The organism is Bradyrhizobium frederickii (assembly GCF_004570865.1).
Lineage (GTDB): Bacteria > Pseudomonadota > Alphaproteobacteria > Rhizobiales > Xanthobacteraceae > Bradyrhizobium > Bradyrhizobium frederickii.
Genome location: NZ_SPQS01000025.1, coordinates 52,336 through 77,635, shown reverse-complemented (window position 1 = coordinate 77,635; position 25,300 = coordinate 52,336). Strand labels below are relative to the sequence as shown.

The 25,300-nt window shown below is 66.2% G+C and carries 21 protein-coding genes; 8 read left to right on the top strand and 13 right to left on the bottom strand.

Features of this window, described 5'->3' with window-relative positions; all coding sequences use genetic code 11:
• Complete coding sequence (nadC, locus tag E4K64_RS32455) at positions 1–876, top strand: carboxylating nicotinate-nucleotide diphosphorylase (protein ID WP_135167030.1); 876 nt, start codon at positions 1–3, stop codon at positions 874–876.
• 164 nt (positions 877–1,040) lie between these two features.
• Here the strand turns inward: nadC and E4K64_RS32445 are convergent, their stop codons facing one another.
• The 3 genes from E4K64_RS32445 to E4K64_RS32430 all read right to left on the bottom strand — a co-directional run bounded on the left by E4K64_RS32445 (position 1,041) and on the right by E4K64_RS32430 (position 6,299).
• Positions 1,041–2,495 (bottom strand): cell wall hydrolase, encoded by a 1,455-nt coding sequence (locus E4K64_RS32445; RefSeq protein ID WP_167772378.1) that lies wholly within the window; start codon positions 2,493–2,495, stop codon positions 1,041–1,043.
• 612 nt (positions 2,496–3,107) lie between these two features.
• Entirely contained in the window at positions 3,108–6,047 is a 2,940-nt protein-coding gene (gene ppdK, locus E4K64_RS32435) for a pyruvate, phosphate dikinase (RefSeq protein ID WP_167772377.1), read from the bottom strand.
• 96 nt (positions 6,048–6,143) lie between these two features.
• Positions 6,144–6,299: a DUF3096 domain-containing protein gene (locus E4K64_RS32430; protein ID WP_008562090.1), complete on the bottom strand. Its 156-nt coding sequence runs from the start codon at positions 6,297–6,299 to the stop codon at positions 6,144–6,146.
• 223 nt (positions 6,300–6,522) lie between these two features.
• Between E4K64_RS32430 and E4K64_RS32425 the strand changes: the two genes are divergently transcribed.
• Positions 6,523–6,876, top strand: a complete 354-nt coding sequence (locus tag E4K64_RS32425; protein ID WP_028134910.1) for a DUF1236 domain-containing protein — start codon at positions 6,523–6,525, stop codon at positions 6,874–6,876.
• Positions 6,877–7,144: 268 nt separating this feature from the next.
• Here the strand turns inward: E4K64_RS32425 and glyS are convergent, their stop codons facing one another.
• From glyS to E4K64_RS32395, 6 genes are all read right to left on the bottom strand, one after another.
• Positions 7,145–9,244 carry a glycine--tRNA ligase subunit beta gene (gene glyS, locus E4K64_RS32420; RefSeq protein ID WP_135167027.1) on the bottom strand — a complete coding sequence of 700 codons (2,100 nt, stop codon included), beginning with the start codon at positions 9,242–9,244 and terminating at the stop codon, positions 7,145–7,147.
• Positions 9,244–10,182 (bottom strand): glycine--tRNA ligase subunit alpha, encoded by a 939-nt coding sequence (locus tag E4K64_RS32415; RefSeq protein WP_126260420.1) that lies wholly within the window; start codon positions 10,180–10,182, stop codon positions 9,244–9,246. Before E4K64_RS32415 ends, glyS begins: the two co-directional genes overlap by 1 nt.
• Before the next feature lie 232 nt (positions 10,183–10,414).
• Positions 10,415–10,606, bottom strand: coding sequence for a hypothetical protein (locus tag E4K64_RS32410; protein ID WP_135167026.1), 192 nt, complete (start codon positions 10,604–10,606; stop codon positions 10,415–10,417).
• 104 nt (positions 10,607–10,710) lie between these two features.
• Positions 10,711–11,619, bottom strand: a complete 909-nt coding sequence (locus E4K64_RS32405) for a S49 family peptidase (protein ID WP_135167025.1) — start codon at positions 11,617–11,619, stop codon at positions 10,711–10,713.
• A gap of 214 nt (positions 11,620–11,833) precedes the next feature.
• Positions 11,834–12,598, bottom strand: coding sequence for a tRNA1(Val) (adenine(37)-N6)-methyltransferase (locus tag E4K64_RS32400; protein WP_135167024.1), 765 nt, complete (start codon positions 12,596–12,598; stop codon positions 11,834–11,836).
• Entirely contained in the window at positions 12,591–12,818 is a 228-nt protein-coding gene (locus tag E4K64_RS32395) for a putative signal transducing protein (RefSeq protein ID WP_126260423.1), read from the bottom strand. The genes E4K64_RS32400 and E4K64_RS32395 overlap by 8 nt, the downstream gene beginning before the upstream one ends.
• Before the next feature lie 132 nt (positions 12,819–12,950).
• On the opposite strand from E4K64_RS32395, the gene E4K64_RS32390 reads away from it, so the two are divergent.
• The 5 genes from E4K64_RS32390 (at position 12,951) to E4K64_RS32370 (ending at position 17,788) form a co-directional block, all read left to right on the top strand.
• Positions 12,951–13,958 carry a polyprenyl synthetase family protein gene (locus E4K64_RS32390; RefSeq protein WP_126260424.1) on the top strand — a complete coding sequence of 336 codons (1,008 nt, stop codon included), beginning with the start codon at positions 12,951–12,953 and terminating at the stop codon, positions 13,956–13,958.
• A gap of 495 nt (positions 13,959–14,453) precedes the next feature.
• Complete coding sequence (locus E4K64_RS32385) at positions 14,454–14,969, top strand: winged helix-turn-helix transcriptional regulator (RefSeq protein WP_135167023.1); 516 nt, start codon at positions 14,454–14,456, stop codon at positions 14,967–14,969.
• Position 14,970: 1 nt separating this feature from the next.
• On the top strand, positions 14,971–16,233 hold the full coding sequence (gene fabF, locus E4K64_RS32380) for a beta-ketoacyl-ACP synthase II (protein ID WP_135167022.1): 1,263 nt from the start codon (positions 14,971–14,973) through the stop codon (positions 16,231–16,233).
• 60 nt (positions 16,234–16,293) lie between these two features.
• The gene (locus tag E4K64_RS32375) at positions 16,294–16,926 is read left to right on the top strand and encodes a LysE family translocator (protein WP_135167021.1); all 633 of its coding nucleotides are present in this window, start codon (positions 16,294–16,296) and stop codon (positions 16,924–16,926) included.
• Positions 16,919–17,788, top strand: coding sequence for an alpha/beta fold hydrolase (locus tag E4K64_RS32370; RefSeq protein WP_135167020.1), 870 nt, complete (start codon positions 16,919–16,921; stop codon positions 17,786–17,788). Before E4K64_RS32375 ends, E4K64_RS32370 begins: the two co-directional genes overlap by 8 nt.
• A gap of 121 nt (positions 17,789–17,909) precedes the next feature.
• Here E4K64_RS32370 and E4K64_RS32365 read toward each other — a convergent pair whose 3' ends face one another.
• The 3 genes from E4K64_RS32365 to E4K64_RS32355 form a co-directional block, all read right to left on the bottom strand.
• A complete protein-coding gene (locus tag E4K64_RS32365; RefSeq protein ID WP_167772376.1) occupies positions 17,910–18,794 on the bottom strand; it encodes a 4-(cytidine 5'-diphospho)-2-C-methyl-D-erythritol kinase in 885 nt (294 codons plus the stop codon).
• Between the two features lie 129 nt (positions 18,795–18,923).
• Positions 18,924–20,720 (bottom strand): tetratricopeptide repeat protein, encoded by a 1,797-nt coding sequence (locus tag E4K64_RS32360; RefSeq protein WP_135167018.1) that lies wholly within the window; start codon positions 20,718–20,720, stop codon positions 18,924–18,926.
• Positions 20,721–21,028: 308 nt separating this feature from the next.
• Positions 21,029–22,690 carry an electron transfer flavoprotein-ubiquinone oxidoreductase gene (locus tag E4K64_RS32355; protein ID WP_135167017.1) on the bottom strand — a complete coding sequence of 554 codons (1,662 nt, stop codon included), beginning with the start codon at positions 22,688–22,690 and terminating at the stop codon, positions 21,029–21,031.
• A gap of 136 nt (positions 22,691–22,826) precedes the next feature.
• On the opposite strand from E4K64_RS32355, the gene E4K64_RS32350 reads away from it, so the two are divergent.
• Positions 22,827–23,642, top strand: coding sequence for a uracil-DNA glycosylase (locus E4K64_RS32350; RefSeq protein WP_135167016.1), 816 nt, complete (start codon positions 22,827–22,829; stop codon positions 23,640–23,642).
• A gap of 123 nt (positions 23,643–23,765) precedes the next feature.
• On the opposite strand, the gene E4K64_RS32345 is transcribed toward E4K64_RS32350, so the two are convergent.
• Positions 23,766–25,274, bottom strand: coding sequence for a glycosyltransferase family 39 protein (locus E4K64_RS32345; protein WP_135167015.1), 1,509 nt, complete (start codon positions 25,272–25,274; stop codon positions 23,766–23,768).
• Positions 25,275–25,300: the final 26 nt, after the last annotated feature.

Sequence of the window (25,300 nt, the reverse complement as noted above, 5' to 3'; positions counted from 1 at the left end):
ATGACCCCGACCTCACTGCTCTATCCCGACGCCTTCCTCTCGCCGCTCGCAATCGACGCGGCCGTGCAGCGCGCGCTCGATGAGGACCTCGGCCGCGCCGGCGACATCACCTCGCTTGCGACGATACCTGAAGCAACCAGTGCCCGGGCGGTCCTGGTCGCGCGCCAGTCCGGCGTGATCGCCGGCTTGCCGCTCGCGCTCGCGACGCTGCAAAAGCTTTCGTCCGACATCGAGGTGCGCGCCCATGTCCGTGACGCCGCACGCGTCGCACGCGGACAGCAGGTGCTGACGATCTCAGGCCCCGCGAGCGCCATTCTCACCGCGGAGCGGTGTGCGCTGAACTTCGTCGGCCGCCTGTCGGGCGTCGCAACGTTGACGGCGGATTATGTCGCGCGCACCGAAGGCACGAAGATGCGCATCTGCTGCACCCGCAAGACCACGCCGGGTCTCAGGGCGTTGGAAAAATACGCGGTGCGCTGCGGCGGCGGCTTCAACCACCGCTTCGGCCTCGACGACGCGATTCTGATCAAGGACAACCACATCGCGGTCGCCGGCGGCATCCGTCCGGTGCTGGAGCGCGCCCGCGCCCACGCCGGCCATCTCGTCAAGATCGAGATCGAGGTCGACACGTTGTCGCAATTGCGCGAGGTGCTCGACACCGGGCTGGCCGACGCAGTGCTGCTCGACAACATGGATCTTGCGACGCTGCGGGAGGCCGTCAGGCTCAACGAGGGCCGCCTCAAGCTGGAGGCGTCCGGCGGGGTCACGCTCGATTCGATCGCCGCCATCGCCGCGACCGGCGTCGATTACGCGTCGGCCGGCGCCCTGACGCATTCAGCGCCGAATTTCGACTGCGCGCTGGATATCGAGGCGTGATTGGCACTCTAACGCCTCCACAACGTCATGGCCGGGCTTGTCCCGGCCATCCACGCCTTGCCACACTGCACGGAGAACGTGGATGCCCGGGCCTTCGCCGCGCCGAAGCGGCTACGGCCGCGCAGGCGGGACAAGCCCGGGCATGACGACCTCTTTTTGAACGGCTACCTGCGCTCGCTCGCACCCAACTCCGCGGAGCTCTTGGCTTCCTGGGCGAGTTCGGCGGAGAGCGCGGCGGTCTGGGCCGGCGTGCCCCAGCTTGGCTCTTCGCTGCCGTCGCCCCAGGCGCGCGGGCGGTAGAAGGTGTGCACGCCGGTCTTGTACATCTTCTTCATCTCGGCGACCCAGGACGGGCGCACCCAATAGGCGTGATAGTGCGTGGACTTGCCGACCTCGGGCAGCCAGATCTGGCCGTCGAGCATGGCCTTGGCGATCTTCTTGGCGCGCTCCCACATCTCGGGCTCGCGGATCACGTCGGCATTGTTGTCGCAGGCAAAGGTGAACTGGCAGGCAAGATGACGGTGCTTGTTCTGATAGACCGCGCCGCACACGGTGTCCGGATATTTGCCGGAGAACACGCGGTTCATCACCACTTGCGCGACGGCCATCTGGCCGCGGACGGCCTCGCCGCGGGACTCGAAATAGACGGCTTCGGCGAGGCACTTCTCGGACTTGGCGCGCGATTTGTCGTCGAGCGCGAGCCGTTCCGCCGGCGACCTCGTGCGCTGGTTGTCGGCGTTGACCTCGCCCTTCGGCGCAACGCTCTCGCCGCTCTCGACGTCCTTGGCAATCTCCACTGTGGGCGGCGTCAGCGCGGCCGTCACCTTCATGTCGGGATCGGGCATCACGATCAGCGGCTCGGCGCCGGGTTGCCAGCTCTCGATGCTCTCCAGATTGCCGCCGAGCGAGGAGCTGCCGAAGAACAGGCTCGAGGTCTTGACGCTGAAGGCATCGCGCGACGGCGCGGGCGCCGTTGCAGACCGCTTGAACGCCTCGAGCGGCGCGGTCGCGAACGCGCGCGCGGCATCGCTGGCCTGCGGCGCATTGGTGTATTGCGGCAGCGGCGGCGCGCGCAGCGCTTCCTGAAGCTCGGGGTCGAGCGCAGCCGCTGATTCCGGCGACATCGGCCGTGGCAGGGCGGCGGTCTTGGCGCCGAACACCGAGCTGTTCGACGTCGCAGGATCTTCCTGCGCCGGCGCCGCAGCGGGCGCGGCCGTCTCCGGAGCCTGGCCCGGCGTAACAATTGCGAGGCGATCGCCCTTCATGGAGCGATCGACCTTGGGAAAATCGGACGCCTGATAGCGCGGCGCGGTCTGCAGCGCCGGATTGCGGCTGATCGCGCCGGTGACGTCGCGGCCATCGAGGCTCGCGAGGCGCACCATCGCGCTCTGCGGAACCGAGGTGCCGATGGGACGCGAAAAACTGTAGGTCGCGAGCTGGATCGAGGACGCCGCGGAGAATACCTGCTTCTGCCAACGCTCGGCAACGCCGGGTTGACGCGCCAGCAAAGAAGCAATGTCCTGATAGCCGGTCTCTCTCGGCATCAATGCGAAGATGCAGAGACCGATGCCGAAGGACGCGAACCGCGCGCCCTTCGGATGGTTACGCAACACTGACATCAACACGCTCACGCTACGCTTACGCTCGTCTGATCGAACTCAGTACATCCGTGCAATTCGATCCTTATCGTAAGTATCTAATTTAGGTTGCCGGGGCGTTAATCCGCGTGGCGCATACGGCACACTCAAGCGAACACAGGGGTTTTCACGGGGCGATGTCGCGCATTGGTAAATGCGGCCTCACGTGAAGCGGTAAACAACCGGTCAACGCGAATGGTGAAGGAACTCTTGACCGCGCGTATCATGACGGGGCGCGCGCGGTTCCCGGTGTTGCGCAAAGCGCGTCCGCATCACCAACGGAGTCATGCTCCGCGAAAGCGGGGCATCCAGTACGCCGCGGCTTCTCGATTCAATCAGCGCCGAGTGCGAGAACGCACCGCGTCGCCGTCACCCTGAGGTGGTCGCTTCTTCAGCGGCCCTCGAAGGGCAACGGCCCGGCTGCATCTCGGCCGTACATCCTTCGAGGCTCCCGGCGCGGTGCTGCGCACCGCGCCGCTCGCACCTCAGGATGACGGGGCTGACAACTTCGCGGACCGACACGTCAGAGTGCCACCTCAAACGAAAAGAGGCGGGGTTGCCCCCGCCTCTTTTATTCCAGCATTTTAACTCTGCTTACGCCTGGCTTGCGATCTCCTTGCCGAGCGCGGCTTGTGCGGCGGCAAGGCGGGCGATCGGCACGCGGTAGGGCGAGCAGGAGACGTAGTCGAGGCCGATATGGTGGCAGAAGGCGACCGAGGCCGGATCGCCGCCGTGCTCGCCGCAGATGCCGACCTTGAGCTTCGGACGCGTCTTGCGGCCGCGCGCGACGCCGATCTTGACCAGCTCACCGACGCCTTCCTGGTCGAGCGCGATGAAGGGATCGACCGAGAGGATGCCTTTGGACACGTAGGTCCCGAGGAAGCTCGCCGCGTCGTCGCGGCTGATGCCGAAGGTGGTCTGCGTGAGGTCGTTGGTGCCGAACGAGAAGAACTCGGCCGACTGCGCGATCTCGCCCGCGAGCAGACAGGCGCGCGGCAGCTCGATCATGGTGCCGACCTGATAGGCCAGCTTGGTGTTGGTCTCGCGCATCACCGCCTGTGCGGTGGCATCGATCCGCGCCTTGACGAGATCGAGCTCGGCCTTGGTCGCGATCAGCGGCACCATCACCTCGAGGCCGACGGCCTTGCCGGTGCGCTTCTCGGCCTCGACCGCCGCCTCGAAGATCGCACGCGCCTGCATCTCGGCGATCTCCGGATAGGCGATCGCGATACGGCAGCCGCGGAAGCCGAGCATCGGATTGAACTCCGAGAGCTCGCGCGCGCGGTCGGCGAGGCGCCGCGGGTCGGTGTTCATGGCGCGCGCCACTTCCTCGACCTCGGCGTGGGTGTGCGGCAGGAACTCGTGCAGCGGCGGGTCGAGCAGGCGGATCGTGACGGGCAGGCCCTTCATGATCTCGAACAGCTCGACGAAGTCGGCGCGCTGCATCGGCAGCAGCTTGGCGAGCGCGGCGCGGCGGGACTGCTCGTCCTCGGAGAGGATCATCTCGCGCACCGTGCGGATGCGGGTCTCTTCGAAGAACATGTGCTCGGTGCGGCAGAGACCGATGCCCTCGGCGCCGAACTTGATCGCGGTGCGGGCGTCGTCCGGCGTGTCGCCGTTGACGCGGACGCCGATCTTGCGGACCTGGTCGGCCCAATTCATCAGCGTGCCGAACTCGCCGGACAGCTCCGGCTCGATCATCGGCATGCGGCCGGCGAGCACCTGGCCGAGCGAGCCGTCGATGGTGATGACGTCGCCGGTCTTGAATGTGCGCGAGCCGATGCTCATGGTGCCGCGGCCGTAATCGACGCGGATGGTGCCGCAGCCGGATACGCAGGGCTTGCCCATGCCGCGGGCGACGACCGCCGCGTGCGAGGTCATGCCGCCGCGCGTGGTCAAGATGCCTTCGGCGGCGTGCATGCCGTGGATGTCTTCCGGGCTGGTCTCGATGCGGACCAGGATCACCTTGCGCCCATCGGCCTGAAGCTTGGCCGCTTCATCCGAGGAGAACACGATCTCGCCGGAGGCCGCGCCGGGCGAGGCCGGCAGGCCGGTCGCGATCACGTCGCGCTTGGCGTTGGGATCGATGGTCGGATGCAAGAGCTGATCGAGCGAAGCCGGATCGATCCGCGTCACCGCTTCCTTCTTCGAGATCAGGCCTTCATTGGCGAGCTCGACCGCGATGCGCAGCGCGGCTTTCGCGGTGCGCTTGCCGCCGCGGGTCTGCAGCATCCACAGCTTGCCCTGCTCGACCGTGAACTCCATGTCCTGCATGTCGCGGTAGTGCTTTTCGAGCAGCGTGTAGATCCGCGTCAGCTCCTTGAAGGCCTCCGGCATCGCCGATTCCATCGACGCCTTGTCGGAACCCGATTCCTTCCGCGCTTCCTCGGTGATGTCCTGCGGCGTGCGGATGCCCGCCACCACGTCCTCGCCCTGCGCGTTGATCAGGAACTCGCCGTAGAGCTTGCTCTCGCCGGTCGAGGGGTTGCGGGTGAAGGCAACGCCGGTCGCCGAGGTCTCGCCCATGTTGCCGAACACCATGGCCTGCACGTTGACCGCGGTGCCCCAGGATTCCGGAATGTCGTGCAGCTTGCGGTAGGTCACCGCGCGCGCGTTCATCCAGGATGAGAACACCGCACCGATCGCGCCCCAGAGCTGGTCGTGCGGATCCTGCGGGAAGTCCTTGCCGGTCTCGCGCGCGACCGCGTCCTTGTACTTGCCGACCAGATCGACCCAGTCGTCGGCGGAAAGATCGGTGTCGAGCGTATAGCCCTGGCTGTCCTTGAAGGTATCGAGGATCTCCTCGAAGTGATGATGCTCGAAGCCGAGCACCACGTCCGAGTACATGGTGATGAAGCGGCGATAGCTGTCATAGGCGAAGCGGCGGTCGCCCGACAATTCGGCCAGCGCTTCCACGGTCTGGTCGTTGAGGCCGAGGTTGAGCACGGTGTCCATCATGCCCGGCATCGAGGCGCGCGCGCCGGAGCGCACCGAGACGAGCAGCGGGTTCTTGGTGTCGCCGAAGATCTTGCCGGTCAACTTGCCGACATGGTCGAGCGCCTTCTCAACCTGCGCCTGCAGCTCCTTCGGATAGGTTTTGCCGTGGGCGTAGAAGTAGGTGCAGACCGAGGTCGGGATGGTGAAGCCCGGAGGCACCGGCAGGCCGAGATTGGCCATCTCGGCGAGGTTGGCACCCTTGCCGCCGAGCAGGTCGCGCATTTCCGTCCGGCCTTCGGCCTTGCCGTCGCCGAACGTGTAGACCCATTTGCCGGCCTTGGCCGCGGCTGGCGCCGCCTTTGCGGGCGCGGCCTTCTTCGGTGCGGGCCTGGCAGCGACCTTCGGCAGAGCCGCCTTGGTCACAGCCTTTGCCGCCGGCTTTGCTGCGGGCTTGGCAACAGCTTTGGCGACCGGCTTCGGCGCGCTCTTGGCCAGCGCCTTGCGGGCCGGCGGCGCGGCCTTCGCGGCGGCGGAGGACTTTGATTTCGCTGGCATTTTCGCTGGGATTTTCTTGGGCTTCGAGGCGGCTTTGGCCATAGCTTGCACACAACCTGCGAGAGGAATGGGAAATCGCGGGCCTTACACCACTTTGGGCGGGCCCGCGCAAGTCGGACAGTTCCGAAAAGTGAACGCCTAGAAGCGGAGCCACTTCAGGAGCCCAAGCCCGATCGCGCCGTTCACGATGAGGAAGATCGCGACGATCAGGTTCAGAAGCCGCGGCATGATCAGGATGAGCACACCCGCAATCAACGACAGGATCGGCGAAATGTGGGCGACGGTGATGTGCATGAACTATCTTTCTGTGGAGGGGGCGAATCGCGGGCGGATCATAGCCCTCCCGGTTCCGCGAGTAGAGACGCGCAACAGGCGATGCAGGTTCCGGCGCCCACGAAAACTGCCTGAAATTGCCGCGAATGCGGCAGGGCTTTTCCCGGAACATTGCCAACACGCACGCATTGGCAACCGGTCGCGCCACTTGCGCGTCCGAACCATCACCTCGAAGGAGTTGTCCATGCGGAACAGGATTCTTGCTCTTGCAGCGCTCGCGGCCGCGATCGGCTCGCCTCTGGCGGCGCAGGCGCAAACCAGTGTCACCGTCGGACGCGCGCCCGCCGTGGTCGACAGCGGCCCAACCATCGCAGTCGAGCAGCGGCCGGCTTTCCGCGATTACGTCGTCGAACAGCGTGTGCCGGCCTTCAGCATTCCCGATCGCGTCGTGGTCGGCACCACCTTACCCGAGGCGGGCGTCACCTATTATGACGTTCCGCAACGTTTCGGCGCCACCACCTATCGCTACACCGTCGTGAACGGCGAGACCGTGCTGGTCGAGCCGCGCTCGCGCCGCATCGTCGAGGTGCTGGACTGAGACCGACCAAGTGAGTTCGACAAGTGAGTTCGACTAGATGTCCGGCGCGTCACATCAGGCTGGCGCGAGCAGTTCAATCGGACATCAGGCCCCGCCCGGTCTTCCCCCCGCCGGGCGGGGCACTTTTTTTGAGCGATTGTCATTCCGGGGCGCGCGAAGCGCGAGCCCGGAATCCATCGTGCCACGCGTGATGAGGAAAAATGGATTCCGGGCTCGCGCCAAGTGGCGCGCCCCGGAATGACGGTTGTGCTTGTTGCGCTGCTGCGCCTCAATCCTGGATCTTCGAGAAATCCGCGACCGCGCGCGTGGCGCTGCGGATCTCGTTCAGCAGCTTCAGGCGGTTCTCGCGCACCCTGGAATCGTCGTCGTTGACGCGAACCTTGTCGAAGAACGCATCGACCGGCGGACGCAGCTTTGCCATCGCGCTCATCGCGGCGGCAAAGTCTTCCTTGGCGACCGCGGCGCCGGCTTCCGCCTTCACCTCGTCGATCGCCTTCGCCAGCGCCTTCTCCTCAGTGAGGCCATAGAGCGCGGCATCGGGTGCGCCGTCGAAGGTCCGTTTATCCTTCTTCTCCTCGATCGCAAGGATGTTGCTGGCGCGCTTGATGCCGGCGAGCAGGTTCTTGCCGTCGTCCGAGTCGAGGAACTTGCCGAGCGCCTCGACGCGGCGGACGATCATGAGGAGATCGTCCTGGCCGCCGAGCGCGAACACGGCATCGACGAGATCGTGCCGCGCGCCCTGCTCGCGAAGCTGAACCTTGAGGCGGTCGGCGAAGAAGGCGAGGAGATCGCTCGGGAGCTTCGAGGCTTCGGCCGGCTGTACCGACAAGCCGGCGAGCGCGGACGCCGCCACCTTCATCAGCGAGAGACGTAACGCGTTCTCGGCGATCAACCTGATCACGCCCAGCGCTGCGCGGCGCAGCGCATACGGGTCCTTGCTGCCGGTCGGCTTCTCGTCGATGGCCCAGAACCCGACGAGCGTGTCGATCTTGTCGGCGAGCGCCACCGCGACGCTGACCGGATCGGTCGGCACCCGGTCCGCAGGACCTTGCGGCTTGTAATGCTCCTCGCAGGCGGCGGCGACGGAGGCATCCTCGCCCTGGGCCAGCGCGTAGTACTTGCCCATCAGCCCCTGCACCTCCGGGAATTCGCCGACGACCTCGGTGAGCAGGTCGGTCTTGGCCAGACGCGCGGCACGCGTGGTCTTGGCGACATCGGCGCCGACCAGCGGCGCGATCTCCGCGGCGAGCCGCTCGATGCGCTTGATGCGCGCGGCCTGGGTGCCGAGCTTCTCGTGGAACACGATCTGCTCGAATTTGGGCAGCCGCTCCTCGAGCTTCGTCTTCAGGTCGGTTTCGTAGAAGAACTTCGCATCCGACAGCCGCGCGCGAATGACGCGCTCGTTGCCGGCGATGATGGTCTTGCCGCCATCGCTCGCCTCGATATTGGCGACCAGGATGAACTTGTTGGCGAACTTGCCGGTCTTGGGATCGCTGACCACGAAGCATTTCTGGTTGTTGCGGATGGTGGCGCGGATCACTTCGCCCGGCGTCGCCAAAAACTCCGGCTCGAACGAGCCCATCAGCACGACCGGCCATTCGACGAGGCCGGCGACCTCGTCGAGCAGGTTCTGGTCCTCGACCAGCTCGAAGCCTTGCGCGAACGCGAGCTGCTTGGCGTCGGTGAGGATCGCGTCCTTGCGGCGCTCGGGGTCGAGCACGACCTTGGCGTCGAGCAGCTTTGCCTCGTAGTCCTCGAAGCGGCGCACCTGAATCGGCGCCGGCGCGAGGAAGCGATGGCCGTACGTGGTCTGGCCGGTCTCGATGCCGTCGACCGAGAACTTCACGACATCCGGCTCTTCGGTCTCGAGCCCGAACGTCGCGGTGATCGCGTGCAGCGGACGCACCCAGTTGAGCGAGCCGGGCTTGCCCGAGCGCGCGCCCCAGCGCATCGATTTCGGCCAGGGGAAGGTGCGGATGATGACGGGAAGGATTTCGGCGAGCACGTCGATCGCATCGCGGCCGGGCTTCTCGATCAAGCCGATATAGAAATCCCCCTTGGGATCGCGCTGGATTTTTGCCTCGTCCAGCGACTTCAATCCCGTCGCCTTCAGAAAGCCCTGCACAGCCGCATCGGGCGCGCCGACTTTCGGTCCGCGTCGCTCGGTCTTCAGATCCGGCTGACGCGCCGGGATGCCGTGCACGGTGAGCGCGAGGCGGCGCGGCGTCGCGAACGCCTTCGCGCCCTCGTAGACGAGGCCTTCGGCGACGAGCTTGTCGGTGACCAGGCGGCGCAGATCGTCCGCCGCCTTGGCTTGCATGCGCGCGGGAATCTCTTCGGAGAACAGTTCAAGCAAAAGATCGGGCATCAGGCCGCTCCGCCCGCTTCAGTATGGATCCAGGCCTCGCCGCAGGCTTTTGCCAGCTCGCGCACGCGAAGAATGTAGCTCTGCCGCTCGGTCACCGAGATCACGCCGCGCGCGTCGAGCAGGTTGAAGACATGGCTCGCCTTGATGCACTGGTCGTAGGCCGGCAGCGCCATCAGGTGCTGCTTCCGGTTGCCGCCTTCGCGCCAGCCGGCGTCGAGATATTTCTTGCAGGCCGCTTCCGCCATCTTGAACTGCTCGAACAGCATCGCGGTGTCGGCATATTCAAAATTGTGCCGCGAATATTCCTGCTCCGCCTGCAGGAAGACGTCGCCATAGGTGACCTTCTGATCGCCATCGCGGCCGTTGAAATTGAGGTCGTAGACACGGTCGACGCCCTGCACATACATCGCGAGGCGCTCGAGCCCGTAGGTGAGCTCGCCCGCGACCGGCGCGCATTCGAAGCCGGCGACCTGCTGGAAATAGGTGAACTGGCTCACCTCCATACCGTCGCACCAGCACTCCCAACCGAGGCCCCAGGCGCCCAGCGTCGGGCTCTCCCAATCGTCCTCGACGAAGCGGATGTCGTGCACGGCGCTATCGATGCCGATCGCGGCGAGCGACTTCAGGTACAGCTCCTGAAGGTTCGGCGGCGACGGCTTCATGATCACCTGGAACTGGTAGTAGTGCTGCATCCGGTTCGGATTCTCGCCGTAGCGGCCGTCCTTGGGCCGGCGCGAGGGCTGCACATAGGCAGCGTTCCAGGGCTTCGGCCCGAGCGCGCGCAGCGTGGTCGCCGGATGGAAGGTACCCGCGCCCATCTCCATGTCGTAGGGCTGCAGGATCACGCAGCCCTGCTCGGCCCAGAACCGCTGGAGCGCGAGGATGAAGCCCTGGAACGAGCGTTCCGGGCGCATATGGGCGGGCAAGGAGGCGTCCATCGTCAGATCAGGCTCTCGCGGGGGTTTTGAATCGCGCGGGACCGTATCGACGGCGGGGGTGGGAATCAAGGCAAAGGGGGCGGAAATGGGCTCAACGGCCTACCCTCCGGGGACAGTGCCGTAGGGTGGGCAAAGGCGCAAAGCGCCGAGCCCACCATCTTTCGATCAATTCGATACTGCTACGTGGGCACGCTTCGCTTTGCCCACCCTACGGCAGCGGTTTGTGGAGCGGCTAACCCGGCCGATACGCTCCGGTCACGGGGTCACGTTTTAGCGTCTGGATATCCCCCATGCGGGCGGTCTCGGCGACGCGCGACAGGCGCATCTCCTCCAGCTCCTGGTTGATTTTGACGGCGGTCTTGTAGGCCCAGCGGACCACGGCAAGCCCACCCAGCACGCCCGCGAAAGCGACGAACGGCGGCATCGGTCGATCCTTGTCTAGTGCTCAGCCCCCGTGAGCATTCTCGCGCAGTCCGGGCCGCGCCGCAATTGGCATGGCACGGGCGAAATGGCGCGGGACGGCGCCGGCTAGAACCCGAATTTCGCCCAAATCGCCCGCGTCTCGACCGCCGAGATCAGATCGTCCGGCAACCCGGCCATCGATTCCAGCGCCGAAAGCTGCCCCGCGCCGGGCGATTTCCGTCCCAGGAGACCGGACAGCAGCCCGGTCGGCTGCGCGATCACGGGGGTGAGAACCTTCTCGCCGTAGCGGGCACGAAGAGTTGAGCGCAGATCGCCGATGCTGTCGGCAAGCCCCAGCGCGACCGAACTGTCGCCGGCCCAGTATTCGCCCGTGAACAGCGTATCGTCGGAGCCCTTGAGGCGCGCACCCCGGCTCTCCTTCACCAGCGAAATGAAGATCTGATGGATCTCGCGCTGGATCGCCTTCAGCTTGGCGACGTCGTCCGGATTTTCGGGCAGGAAAGGGTCGAGCATCGCCTTGTGCTCGCCTGATGTGTAAAGGCGCCGCTCGATGCCGAGCCGCTTGATCGCCTCCTGGAAGCCGAAGCTGCCGCCGACCACGCCGATCGAGCCGAGGATCGATGAGGGATCGCAGATGATCTCGTCGCCGGCGCAGGCGATCATGTAGCCGCCGGAGGCCGCAACGTCCTCGACGAACACCAGCACCGGCAGATTCTTCTCCGCCGCGAGCTGCTTGATACGCAGATAGATCTGGCGCGACTGCACCGGCGAGCCGCCGGGCGAATTGATCACCAGCGCCACCGCCTTGGCGTGACGATACGAGAACGCGCGCTCCAGCACTCTCGCGATTCCCGCAAGCGTCAGACCGGGGCGGAGCGGCGTCACCGCGCCGATCACGCCCGATAGCCGCACCACCGGCACCACTGTGGTGCCGGGGCGGAAGCGCGCCGGCAGATATTGCATGAGCTTGTCGGCCAGGCCGGAACTCTCACGATCGTTCAATTGTTCGGCCATGCCATTACCTCTGATTAACCATTTCTTATCACGCGACTGTCATTGGAAGTGCCTGGAACGTGTTTTGCAGATTTTCCCTTGGGAGGCTGCAATGAGGCGGTGGAGAACACCATGAAAATCTATCTGCTGATGCTGCTGATCGGCGCGCTGTTCATGGCGATCCGCCTGACGTCTCCGCAAGAGCAGCAATCGGAATCGCTTCCCCAGTAAGCCGTCAAGGTTCCCCCAGCGGCAAGGCCGCTCTCCCCTCCAGAATCTCCGTCATCTCGTTTTTTGATACGCGCGTCTCGTCGTTGAGCATGAGGCCCGGCAGCAATCGCGTCGGGGCCCGGCCACCTTTGACCGCACGGACCAGCACGCGGATCGCGGGCCGCCCCGCTTCGCCGTGAGCCGGCAGGATCGAGAGGCTGCCGAAGCCGCGCGACAATGCCGCCAGGACATCGGCGATGCCATCCGCACGCCAGATCAATGTCAGCACGCCGTTCGATCGGAGGATGCGGCGCGCTGCATGCACCCACGCATGCAGAGTCTCCTCCGTCGCCACATGCGCGATGTGACGCGCCTGATCGGGCGAGCCGCGATGCCGGGCCGGATCGTTGAAGGGCGGATTCATCAGCACCACGTCGACGCTGTCGGGCGACAGTCCATTCGACGCAAAGGCCTCGGCGCCGGCCGTGACGTCGAGCACGATCGTCTCGGCAGCAATCGCATTTGCCGCCGCGTTGCCGCGCGCGAGCTCGGCCAGCTCCGGATCGATCTCGACCAGGCTGAGGGCGATACCAGGGACGCGGCGGGCCAGCGCCAGCCCGGCCGTACCGACGCCGGCTCCGAAATCGACCACGCGATCTCCGGGGCGGGCCTCGGTTGCCGCCGCGAGCAGGATGGCATCATGCCCGGCGCGATGGCCGGACCGCTTCTGCTTCAGGCGCAACTGTCCGCCGAGAAAGGCGTCCTCGGTAATATCTGCCGCCTCACTCATCGCCGCGCAGTTCGTGGCTGAGGCCGGCTTGGGTGAGGAGTTCCCTCGCCTCCTGGGCGTCATCCTCATGGACGAGGATCCGCCGCGGCAAGATACCGAGCGAGCCCTCGATGATGCTCATGTTCTGGTCGAGCACCAGATGATGGATATTGGCGCCATCGAGCAGCGCGCCGATCGCCGACACCAGCACCATGTCGTTGGTCCGAACCAGTTCACGCAAATCGCAGGTCTCCTGCCTGAAAACGCGGCAGCGGCAAATGTCAATGGTTCCGCAGCACTTGCCGCATCCGCCGCCAGTTTCTATTGTCTTTCCGTCAGAATAGCCCTTCCGGGGCAAATATTGGAGACCGGCGTGGCCGTCATCGTACCTTTCGAAACTCCCGGCGCGTCGATCGAACAGCTCGTTGCCCTTGTCGCCCCTGACATGGAGCGCGTCAACGCCACGATCCTGTCGCGGACCGGTTCCGACGTGACCATGATCCCGGAAGTCGCCAACCATCTGATCTCCTCCGGGGGCAAGCGGCTGCGGCCGATGCTGACGCTCGCCATGGCCAACCTCGCCGGCTACACCGGCGACGGCCACATCAAGCTCGCTGCCTCCGTCGAGTTCATGCATACCGCCACGCTCCTGCACGACGACGTCGTGGACGAGAGCGAGATGCGCCGCGGCAAGCTGTCGGCGCGCATGCTCTGGGGCAACGAGGCGAGCGTCCTGGTCGGCGACTTCCTGCTCGGCCAGGCCTTCCGCATGATGGTCGAGGTCGGCTCGCTCCGCGCGCTCGACATTCTCTCCGCGGCGGCCGCCACCATCGCCGAGGGCGAGGTGATGCAGCTTGCCGCCGCCAAGAACACCGCGACCACCGAGGACGAATATCTCGCCGTGATCCGCGGCAAGACCGCCGAGCTGTTCGCCGCCGCTTGCGAGGTCGGCCCCGTCATCGCCAACCGCCCGAAGGCCGAGCAGACCGCCTGCCGCTCGGTCGGCATGAATCTCGGCATCGCCTTCCAGCTCGTCGACGACGTGCTCGACTATGGCGGCAAGAGCGCCAAGCTCGGCAAGAACACCGGCGACGATTTCCGCGAGGGCAAGATCACGCTGCCCGTCGTGCTCGCCTTCCGCCGCGGCAACGACACCGAGCGCGCCTTCTGGATCCGGGCGCTGGAGCGCGGCGAGATCGGCGACAGCGATCTCGATCATGCCCTCGGATTGATGAACAAGCATCGCGCGCTGGAGGACACGCTGAGCCGCGCCCAACACTACGGCGCCATGGCCGTCGACGCGCTGGCGCTGTTCCCGTCCTCGCCGATGAAGAGCGCGCTGGAGCAGGTGGTGGCGTTCTGTCTGGCGCGGTCGCACTGAGCGCGGCGCTTCGGCCGCATGCGCAATCCGCTCTTGCTCTGTAATTAGCCCCGTCATCCTGAGGCGCGACGCCTGGGACGCAACGCGTCCGAGGCTGAGCCTCGAAGAATGCACGGCTGGGCTGCAGCCGGGCCGTCGCCCTTCGACGGCCGCTGAAGCAGCGGCCGCCTCAGGGTGACGGTGATGGATTGGAGCTCGCGGCGACAACGCCGCTCCCCTCCCCGTGTCCGGACGCGCTGCAGCGTGCAACGCTGCTGCGCAGAGCCGGGACCCAGGAGCTGCGAGGACGCGGCGCCATGGGCCCCGGCTCTGCAGCGCACCGCACCGTACGATGCTCCCGCATCGCCGGGGGCGCTGCGCTGCGTCCGGGGCACGCGAGCGTCGTTCCAGCCACTGCTTTTCATCCCACCACCAGGACCCAGCTTCAATTGCTTGCAGACTTGAGCCAGCACCTAGTCGCTTGCATTTTGCAAGCCACTTACCTACCTTCCCGTCATGCAGCCCAAATCCCCCTCCATCCTGGAATGCCCGGTCGGCCGTGCCGTCGAGACGGTCGGCGAATGGTGGAGCATCCTGATCCTGCGGGATGCATTTCAGGGCGCGACGAAATTCGACGAATTCTCGCAGAGCCTCGGCATCGCGCCGAACATCCTGTCGCGGCGCCTCGCCCATCTCACCGCATCAGGCATGTTCGTCCGCCGCCGCTATCGTGAGCGGCCGCCGCGTTACGAATATGTGCTGACGGACAAGGCGCGGGACTTCTTTCCCGTGGTCGTCGCGCTGCTGGCCTGGGGCAACAGGCATCTCGCGCCCAAAGGCGAGTCCATCGTGCTGGCGAACCGCAACGATCGTCGCCCGCTTGACCCGGTCGTGGTCGACGCCGCCGACATGCAGCCGATCACGCTCGCCAATGCGGTCGTCATCGCAGGTCCCCGCGCCAGCCGCGGGATGCGCACACGGCTCGCTTCGCTCAAGGCCATGAACCCGGCCGTCGCGCCGGCTGGAGACTGACATGCGTCGTATCGTCGTGACGGGAATGGGCGCGGTGTCGCCGCTGGCATGCAGTGTCGAACTGTCCTGGCGCCGGCTGCTCGCCGGCCAAAGCGGGTTGCGTCCGCTGCCCGAATGGGCGCAGGCGCTGCCGGCACGCATCGCCGGGCTCGTGCCTGACAAGGCCGACGATGCGGAAGGTGGCTTCGATCCCGCGCAAGCTGCCGCGCCAAAAGACCAACGCAAGATGGACCGCTTCATCCTGTTCGCGCTGCTCGCCACGGGAGAAGCAGTCGCGCAGGCGAAATGGACGCCGCAGGACGCAAGCGCGCTCGAACGCACGGCGACGATCATCGGCTCCGGCGTCGGCGGCTTCCCGGCGATGGCGGAGGCGGTGCGCATCACCGAGCAGCGCGGCGTGCGCCGGTTGTCGCCGTTCACGATCCCCTCGTTCCTGGCCAACCTCGCCGCCGGCCACGTCTCGATCAAATACGGCTACAAGGGTGCGCTGGGCACACCGGTCACCGCCTGCGCCGCCGGCGTGCAGGCAATCGGCGATGCCGCGCGCATGATCCGATCGGGCGAGATCGATGTCGCGATCTGCGGCGGCGCCGAGGCCTGCATCGACATCGTCAGCCTCGGCGGCTTTGCCGCGGCCCGCGCGCTGTCAAGTGGCTTCAACGACGAACCCGCGCGTGCCTCGCGCCCGTTCGACCGCAAGCGCGATGGCTTTGTGATGGGCGAAGGCGCCGGCATCCTGGTGATCGAGGCGCTCGAGCATGCGCTTGCGCGCGGCGCGACGCCGATCGCGGAGATCGTCGGCTACGGCACGACGGCGGACGCCTACCACATGACATCGGGTCCGCCCGATGGCGAGGGGGCCCGCCGCGCCATGGAGATCGCGCTCCGCCAGGCGGATCTTGCACCCACGGATCTGCAGCACCTGAATGCGCACGCGACCTCGACGCCCGCCGGCGACGAGAGCGAGCTCGGCGCGATCGCCGCGCTGTTCGGCCGCAACCGCGGCATTGCCGTCAGCGCGACCAAATCGGCCACCGGCCATCTGCTCGGCGCCGCCGGCGGCCTGGAGGCGATCTTCACCGTGCTCGCCTTGCGCGACCAGATCGCGCCGCCGACGCTCAATCTCGAAGACCCCGATGCGGGCGCTGAAGGGATCGACATCGTTGCCGGCAGCGCGCGGCCGATGCCGATGCGGCATGCCATCTCCAACGGCTTTGGCTTCGGCGGGGTGAATGCCAGCGTGATCTTCCGCCGCATGGATTAAGCGAGGGGGCCTTCGAACCTGAAGGCTTGCAATCGCGGTCCGCTGCGCTACGAAAACAGGATGATCGAAACCAATATCTGGCTGTTCCTGGCCGCAGCCTGTCTCATCGCCGTCGTTCCCGGTCCCGGCATCCTCTACGTCGCGGCACGGACCTTGTCCGAGGGCCGCGCCAGCGGCTTTGCCTCGACCGCGGGCACGGCGCTGGGCGGACTGGTTCATGTGGTGGCGGGCAGCCTCGGCATCTCCGCAATCATCCTCGCCAGCGCCGAGCTGTTCGCCGCCGTCAAATTCGTCGGCGCGCTCTATCTGGTCTGGCTCGGCATCAAGACGTTTCGGAGCGCGGGCCAAGCGCTGTCGCTCGAGAGTGAACCTGTCGGCGATGAGCGCGCGTTCCGCGCCGGCGTGCTGGTCGAGGCGCTGAACCCGAAGACCGCCGCGTTCTTCCTCGCGTTCATTCCGCAATTCCTCGATCGCGCGGGATCGAGCCCCACGCTGCAATTCATCATGCTGGGTGCGATCTCGGTGGCGTTGAACACGCTCGCCGATGTCGTCGTGGTACTGATGGCCTCCGCAACCCGCACGCAGCTGATCGGACGGCCGCATCTGATGCGGCGTCTCGCCCAGGGCTCCGGCGTCTTCATCGCGGGCCTCGGCCTGTCGCTTGCAATGGCGCGGCGGCCGGCCAATGGCTAGCACCCCGCAGAGCCGCTTCTATGAATCGCACGGCCTGCGGCTGCATTACGCCGATTGGGGCAATGAGAGCGCGCCGCCCCTCATCCTGGTTCACGGCGGCCGCGATCATTGCCGGAGCTGGGACGTCATCGCCCGGTCGTTGCAGCCGCATTTCCACGTGATCGCACCGGACCTGCGCGGCCACGGCGATTCGGACTGGACCAAAGGCGGCAGCTACGCCCTGACCGAATATGTCTACGATCTCACCCAGCTCGTCCGCGTCATCGCAGCACCTCAGATCACACTGATCGGCCATTCGATGGGCGGCATGGTGAGCTTGATCTTTTCAGGATCATTCCCTGAACAGGTCTCGAAGCTGGTCGTGCTCGACGGCGTGACCATGCTGCCGGACACGCCGAAGCCGCCGGCGCATGAGCGCATCGGCAAATGGGTCGGCCAACTCGACAGACTGCACGACCGCATGCCCCGCCGCTACGCGACCCTCGAAGACGCTGCGGCGCAGATGATGCTTCACAACAAGCGGCTCGCCCGCGACCTCGCGCTGCATCTCGCCACCCACGGCGCACGACAGAATGAGGACGGCAGCTACAGCTGGAAGTTCGATCCGTACCAGCGCGCATCGGCGCCGCACCGGCTCTGGCCGGACGATCACCTCGCGCTGTGGTCACGCATCGCCTGCCCGACCTTGCTGCTCAATGCCGGCGAAAGCTTTCTCGCCGGCGCCAGGGCCGCAGGCCTGGAGCGCTATTTCCGAGAGGCGCGGGTCGAGACCATCGCCGGTGCGGGCCATTGGCTGCAGCACGACAAGCCGCGGGAGGTGCTGGGCGAGATCAGGCGGTTTCTGGGACTGGCTGAGGGCTAGCTCGAGTGCCGTAGGGTGGGCAAAGCGAAGCGTGCCCACCACTCTCATCGCGCATCTTGGATGGACGTGGGCACGGCGCTGTGCGCCTTTGCCCACCCTACGGCACTACGCAGCTTCGCTACTAGCTCAACGTCCCCGCATGCACCCACCAGCCGGGGTGATCGCGACGAATCTTTTCGGCGGCGGCATGCGCTTCGTTTGCACCGCCATAGATCGCAAAGCAGGTCGCGCCCGAGCCGGACATGCGGGCGAGCTTGACGCCGGCGGAGTCGCGCAAGGCCTCCAGCACCTCGCCGATCACGGGCAGGATGCGCAGCGCAGGCGCTTCGAGATCGTTGGGAACGCGTTCGAGCACTGCGACCCAATCGGCGATCGATCCGCCCTCTTCCGGCCAGGCCGGAGCGCGGATGACGTCGGTGACGCCGACCAGCAATTCACCGTTGCGCAGCCCCAGTGCCTGGAACACGTCCTTGGTCGCGACCGGCACGCGCGGATTGACCATGACGCAGGCCATGCTGGGCAACGCGAGCGGCAACAGCTGCTCGCCGACGCCGGTCATGTCGCAGGCGCGCGAGATGAGGCACACCGGCACGTCGGCGCCGGTCGCGAGCGCGACCTTCTGAACGCGGGGATCGTCGAGCGAGAGATCGTTGAGACGCGCCAGGAGCCGCAGCGCCGCCGCAGCGTCGGCCGAGCCGCCGCCGATGCCGGCGGCCACCGGCAGCACCTTGTCGAGCGCGAACGCGCCGAGCTTCAGGCCAGGCACCGCCTCGGCGAGCAGCCTGGCGGCCTTGACCACGAGATTGTCGGACGTCTCCCCGCAGGCCGCGGCCAGCGGCCCGGTGGTGGTGAGCTTCAGCTCGCCGCCCGGCTCCAGCGTCAGCCGGTCGGCGCAATCGGCAAACGCGACCACGCTTTCGAGATCATGATAGCCGTCGGCACGACGGCCGACCACGCGAAGGCTCAAGTTGACCTTGGCCCGTCCTTCTTCGATCAACGCCGGCATCCGCGACACGCCCCCAACTTCGCTCAGACTAAAGCGCGATGCGATTAGGATGAATCGTCATCGCGCTTTAGGTTGTTGTTTACGCATGATCTTTTCGGAATACGGCTGCGCACTTTTCCGGATCATGCTTTAGCCGCCCTTGCCGTCGTCCTTCTTCTTGTCCGCCTGCGCGGCCGAAGAGTTCGAATTGTCGTCGGCGAGACCATTGGCGATCTTGGCCTCGATCTTCGGCAGCTCTTCCGGCTCGGGCTTGAGATCGCGGGCGTGCGACCACTGGAATTTGGCTTCGAGCGTGCGGCCGACGCGCCAATAGGCATCGCCGAGATGGTCGTTGATGGTGGGATCCTCGGGCTTGAGGTCGATCGCGCGCTCGAGATTCTTCACCGCCTCGTCATAATTGCCGATGCGGTAATAGGCCCAGCCGAGGGAGTCGACGATGTAGCCGTCGTCGGGACGCTGCTCGACGGCGCGCTTGATCATCTTCATGCCTTCGTCGAGGTTCACGCCCTGGTCGATCCAGGAATAGCCGAGATAGTTGAGGACGTGCGGCTGGTCGGGCTGCAGCTCGAGCGCCTTCTTCATGTCGACCTCGGCCTTGGCCCACTGCTTGGAGCGCTCCTGGCAGATGCCGCGGTAATAGTACCAGACGCTGTTGGCCTTGTCGTTGCCGGCGGGCAGCACGTCGATGCCCCGCGAATAGGTCGCGCCGCAGTCGCCGAACTTCTTGCGGCCGCGCTCGATGTTGCCGAGCGCCATGATGGCTTCGAGATCCTTGGCATCCTCCGCGGTGACGCCCTTGAGGATCTTGATCGCCTCTTCCGTGCGATCGGCGGAATCGAGATCGATGGCCAGCTGGATTTGCGCGTTGCGCTTGAGCGGCGAGGTCGCGGGCACACGCTCATAGACCTTGATCGCCATCTGCGGCCGCTTCACCGATTCATAGAGATCGGCGAGCGAGAGCAGCGCCAGCGGATGCGTCGGCTGGAGGTAGAGCGAGAGCTGGAGATAGACCAGCGCCAGATCCTCGCCGCCGCGGCGGGTCAGCGTGGCGCCGATGCCGTAGAGCGCTTCGGCGGCGCCGGCCTGCGCGGAATCGACCAGCGGCGGCATCTTCTTGCCGGCCCTGGTCTCGCGCAGGCCTTCCTGGATCAGCGGATGGCGCGCGAGCTTCTTGTCGAAGGCCTGATAGACATTGGTCGCGGCAGCCGAGTCCTTGTTGCGCGACAGCCAGCGGCCATAGGCCTCGGTCACGCGCAGCATGGAATCGTCGAGCTTGTAGGCGCGCTCGAAACGGGTGCCGGCGTCCTTCTCCTTGCCGGAGAGTTCGAGGATCATGCCGGCGTGAAGGTCCTTGAACAGCGGATACCATTCGGGACCTGCCAGCTTGTCGATGGTGGCGACACCGCCCTTGGCATCGCCCGCACCATAGGCGGCCCATCCCGACAGCAGCGTGGCGACGAGATCGGTGATCGGACCGCGGATCGACTGGTTGATGTTGGTCTGCGCGGCGGCGTACTTCTTCACTTTGAGATCGTGGACGCCGACGACGAGACGCGCGACGCGGTTGGTCTTGTCGATGGTGAGGATGCGCTCGGCGAGCTTGACTGCTTCGTCGATGTCACCGTCGGCGACCGACGAGATGAAGGCGCGGTCGAGCAGCTCGTTGTTCTTCGGATCGGTGCGCAGGGCCGAGCGGTAGAATGCGGCAGCGGAAGCCGCGTCGCGTTCGACGCTGGCGTGACGGGCGGCGAGATAGCTGCCGGCACCGGTCAGCGACTTCAGATCGTTTCGGGTCGGAAACTGCGCCGCCGTGTCGGACGGATGGTCCGGCGTCTGCGCCAGCACCCTGCCGGGGACGGTCGCGATCGCTGTGCCCATGAGGGCGATGGCGGCAACAGTCCAGCGGTTGAAACGATTTGAAAACATCAGGGCTCGCCTTGAGTTGGTAGTGCCTGGGTTTGCAGCAAAGGGCCGTATCGCATGCGAAGGCGGCCGGAGGCATCCGGACCCGGAACCGTTGGGCCGACAATGCCGCTTTTGGCGCTTCGCCGCAAGGATTCGGACCGGACGCCCGCCTCCCGAAAAGGCCCAAATCGGCCAAGTCACCGGTCAGGAGCAGCCCCAAGACGCCGCTACTATGGCCTTATCGTGGCCGCGACCCGTCGTCGCGCCCCCGTGCTCACGCGAACGTGCGTCGGGTCACTCCGTGATCAGATCCGCTTGCTTCGTCGACCTTACATTGCCTCGTAGTTCGGGCCGCCGCCGCCCTCCGGGGGAACCCAGGTGATGTTACCGTTGGGATCCTTCACGTCGCAGGTTTTGCAGTGGACGCAGTTCTGAGCGTTGATCTGGAAACGCGGACCCGAGCCCTCCTCGATCCACTCATAGACGCCGGCGGGGCAATAGCGATTCGAAGGACCGGCGAAGACGTCGTGCTCGGAAGCCTTCTGCAGGTTCATGTCCGTGACCTTCAGATGGACCGGCTGGTCCTCCTCATGGTTGGTGTTGGAAAGGAACACGGAGGACAGCTTGTCGAAGGAGATCTTGCCGTCCGGCTTCGGGTAGTTCTTCGGAGCGTGGCTCTTCGCCGGCTCGAGCGTGGCGCGGTCGGGCTTGGCATGAGACTGGGTGCCGAACAGCGAGGCCCCGAACAGCGTGTTGCACCACATGTCGAAGATGCCGAGGCCGGCGCCGATGAAGGTGCCGAACTTCGACAAGAGCGGCTTGGCGTTGCGTACCGGGTAAAGGTCCTTGCCGACGACGGAGTCGCGCCACGCGTTCTCGTATTCGACGAGCTCGTCATTGGCGCGGCCCGCACCAAGTGCGGCATTGACATGCTCGGCGGCGAGCATGCCGGTGCCCATCGCATTGTGCACGCCCTTGATGCGCGGCACGTTGACGAAGCCGGCGGCGCAGCCGATCAGCGCGCCACCGGGGAAGCTCAGCCGCGGCACCGACTGGTAACCGCCTTCGGTGATGGCGCGGGCGCCATAGGCCAGCCGCTTGCCGCCTTCGAGCGTGGTCCGCACCGCAGGATGGTTCTTGACGCGCTGGAATTCGTCGAACGGCGACAGATAGGGATCGTTGTAGTTGAGATGGACGACAAAGCCGATCGACACCAGGTTCTCGTCGTAATGGTAGAAGAACAGGCCGCCACCGGTATCGTTGTTCAGCGGCCAACCGACGGCATGCTGGACCAGACCCTTCTGGTGCTTGGCCGGATCGATCTGCCAGACTTCCTTGAGGCCGATGCCGAATTTCGGCGGCTCGCTTTTGGCGTCGAGCGCGTATTTCGCGATGAGCTGCTTGGACAGGCTGCCGCGGGCGCCTTCCGCGAACAGCGTGTACTTGCCGAGCAATTCCATGCCGCGGGTGAAGGAGTCCTTCGGCTTGCCGTCACGGCCGATCCCCATGTCGCCGGTGGCGATACCCCTGACGCTGCCCGCCTCGTCATAGAGCACCTCGGCTGCGGCAAAGCCCGGATAGATCTCGACGCCAAGCGCCTCGGCCTTCCGCGCCAGCCAGCGGCAGACATTGCCGAGCGAGCCGATATAGCAGTGATGGTTGTTCATCAGCGGCGGCATGATGAAGTTCGGCAGCTTGATCGCGCCGGTCTCGGTGAACCAGAAGAAGCGGTCGTCCTTGACCTGGGTCTTGAGCGAGCAATCGGGATCCTCGCGCCAGTCCGGGACCAGCTTGTCGAGCCCGGCCGGATCGATTACCGCACCGGAGAGAATATGCGCGCCGACCTCGGAGCCCTTCTCCACCACAACGACGTTGAGATCGGCGTTGAGCTGCTTCAGCCGGATCGCGGCCGACAGACCGGAGGGGCCGGCGCCGACGATGACGACGTCGAATTCCATGGATTCGCGCGGGGGAAGTTCTTCGGTGCTCATCTGATCTCAGCCCTTGAGACGGTCCTCGGTCGTTTGCGCCCCCTTGTTTCCGATTTTTCCGGGTAGGACAACAGCGGAAATGCATTTCGCTGGGATGCAAGGCGCCCCAAACTGATATAAAAGTCTGACTTTCCAGATGATCCCCGAACCCGCACCCACCGTCCGAGAGCTTCTTGCCTTCTATCTGGAGGCCGGTGTCGACTGCGCGCTCGCCGAGGAACCGATCGACCGCCTGGCGGAATTGGCTGCTCCGCCCGCGGCCCCGCGCGCGGCACCTGCGATCGAGGTGCCGCGGCCGCTCGCCGCGCCGGCGGTGATGCGCGGCGAGGCAGCGCCTGCTCCCGACATCGCCATCGCCTCCGCGCGCGAGGCCGCGCGCACCGCGCCGACGCTGGAGGCGCTGCGCGAGCTGATGCAGAATTTCGAGGGCTGCGCGCTGAAGCACACCGCGACGCGGCTGGTGTTCGCCGACGGCAACCCGCAGGCGCGCATCATGTTCGTCGGCGAGGCGCCGGGCCGCGACGAGGACATCGAGGGCCTGCCTTTCGTCGGACGCAGCGGCAAGCTGCTCGATCTCATGATCGGCGCCATCGGCCTCAACCGCAGCACCGCCTACATCGCCAACGTGATTCCGTGGCGGCCGCCCGGCAACCGCACGCCGACGCCGCAGGAGACGCAAGTGTGCCTGCCCTTCATCCAGCGCCATATCGAACTGGTGAATCCGGATGTGCTGGTGACGCTCGGTAATCCCTCGACGCAGACGCTGCTGGGAACGCGCGAGGGCATCATGCGCACCCGCGGACGCTGGTTCGACTACGAGACGGGTGCGCGCACCATCCGCGCGCTGCCGACGTTCCATCCCGCCTATCTGCTCCGCTCGCCGTCCTACAAACGGCTGGCGTGGCAGGATCTGCGTGCGATCGCCAAGGTGCTGGCGGAAGGCGCGGTGTAACTACACCCACGCCGTCATTCCGGGGCTCGCGAAGCGAGAACCCGGAATCCATCGAGCGGCAGAGTTAGTGGATGAATGGATTCCGGGCTCGCGGCTTCGCCGCGCCCCGGAATGACACTACCCCTACGTCCCCTTCGGCCGCACGATGGCCCAGCCGATGCGCAGCAGCTGCTGGCGTCCGGTCACCAGCCATTCGAACGCACGCGGCACTTCCGGCACGATGCCGGGGAAGCGTTTGAGAATGTCCGGCGGCGGCGTGCCGGCGGTGTCGGAGGCGCGCCAGACCACGACGCCGCCCGTCTCGTTGAATTTGGCCTGATTCATCCACGGCGTGCGCGCAGGGTCGGCGTCGATGAAAAGATGCGGACGCCCGGAATGCAGCGTGATCAGGCTCGCAAGCTGCGTCTCGCCCGCAACGGCGCGCAGGCGATGGTTGGTGCGGCGGGCAAAGCTGTCGTCGAAGAAGTCCGAGATCGCGCGTGCCGGCATCGAGGTCGCGATCTCGCCCGTGCCGGTCCAGGGCAGGAGCAGGACGCCCAGGACGACGCCGATGGCCGGGGCCACGACGGCCGCGGCCCACACCATGCGCAGCATCCGCGCGCGGCGCATCGCAATGAGATCGCCGGCCGCGACCACCACGGCCAGCCCGGACGTGACGAGGACGACGCCGGCGCCGCCGACGACGGATTCGAGCCCGAGCAGGCCGGAGATCAGCACCCCGCCCAGCACTGGGGCAAGTGCGAAGAAATAGACGAAGCTGCGCGCCAGCGGCTCGACCGGCGGCCGGTAGATGATCGGCGGCTCCTCGCCCTTGCCGGCAAACAGGCCGGTGTTGAGGAAGGTCAGCGCCGGGATCGCGGCAGCCCCGAGCACGAGGCCGCCGAGCAGCCAGGCCGCATGCAGGGCACGGCCATTCAGCTCCGAGAGTTGCGGCAGGGCCGGCATCGCAAGCGTCTCGGCCCGCATCAGCCAGACCGCATAGGGCAGCGCCAGCACGGCGACGACGATCAGCGCGAACAGCGGATCCAGCGCGCGCAGCGTCCGGCGGCCGCCGCCGGTCGAGACCGCGAACACGACGAGCAGCAGCAGCAGGAAGATCGCCGCGGGCGTCGTCAGCAGCAACAGGCCGGCCTCGATCGACCAGGCGAACCAGGCATTGCCGCGGCGCTGGCCGATGATCTGCCAGGAGTGCAGCAGCAGCAGCGCCCAGAGCGGCCGGGCCAGCACGAGGGGGCCGAAGTCGAGCGCCGAGGAGGAGAAGGCGAGCACCGTCATGGTCAGCAACACGGCGAGCACCGCCTGCTGCGAGCCGACCACGGCGCGGGACAGATGATAGAGCGCGATGAAAGTCGCGATCTCGCAGAGCTCGGCCAGCACATAGACGCCGAACATGTGGCCACCGGCGGCGCGATAGGCGATGTCGGCGAGCCAGACCGGCAAGGGCGGCCCCAGGTCGGTGCCGACCTGGTATTCGCGTCCGAAAGCCAGCAGCGTCGCCAGCGTGCCGGGCGGGCTGCGGTAGAACACCAGCGCCACGAACAGCCACATAAAAGCCTGCAGCAGCACGACGATCCAGACGATCAGCCGCGGCCGGGCGCGAATGAGCTCGATGACCAGGGAGGTAAACCGCATGCAACGCCCGAAAGATGCAGCCAACC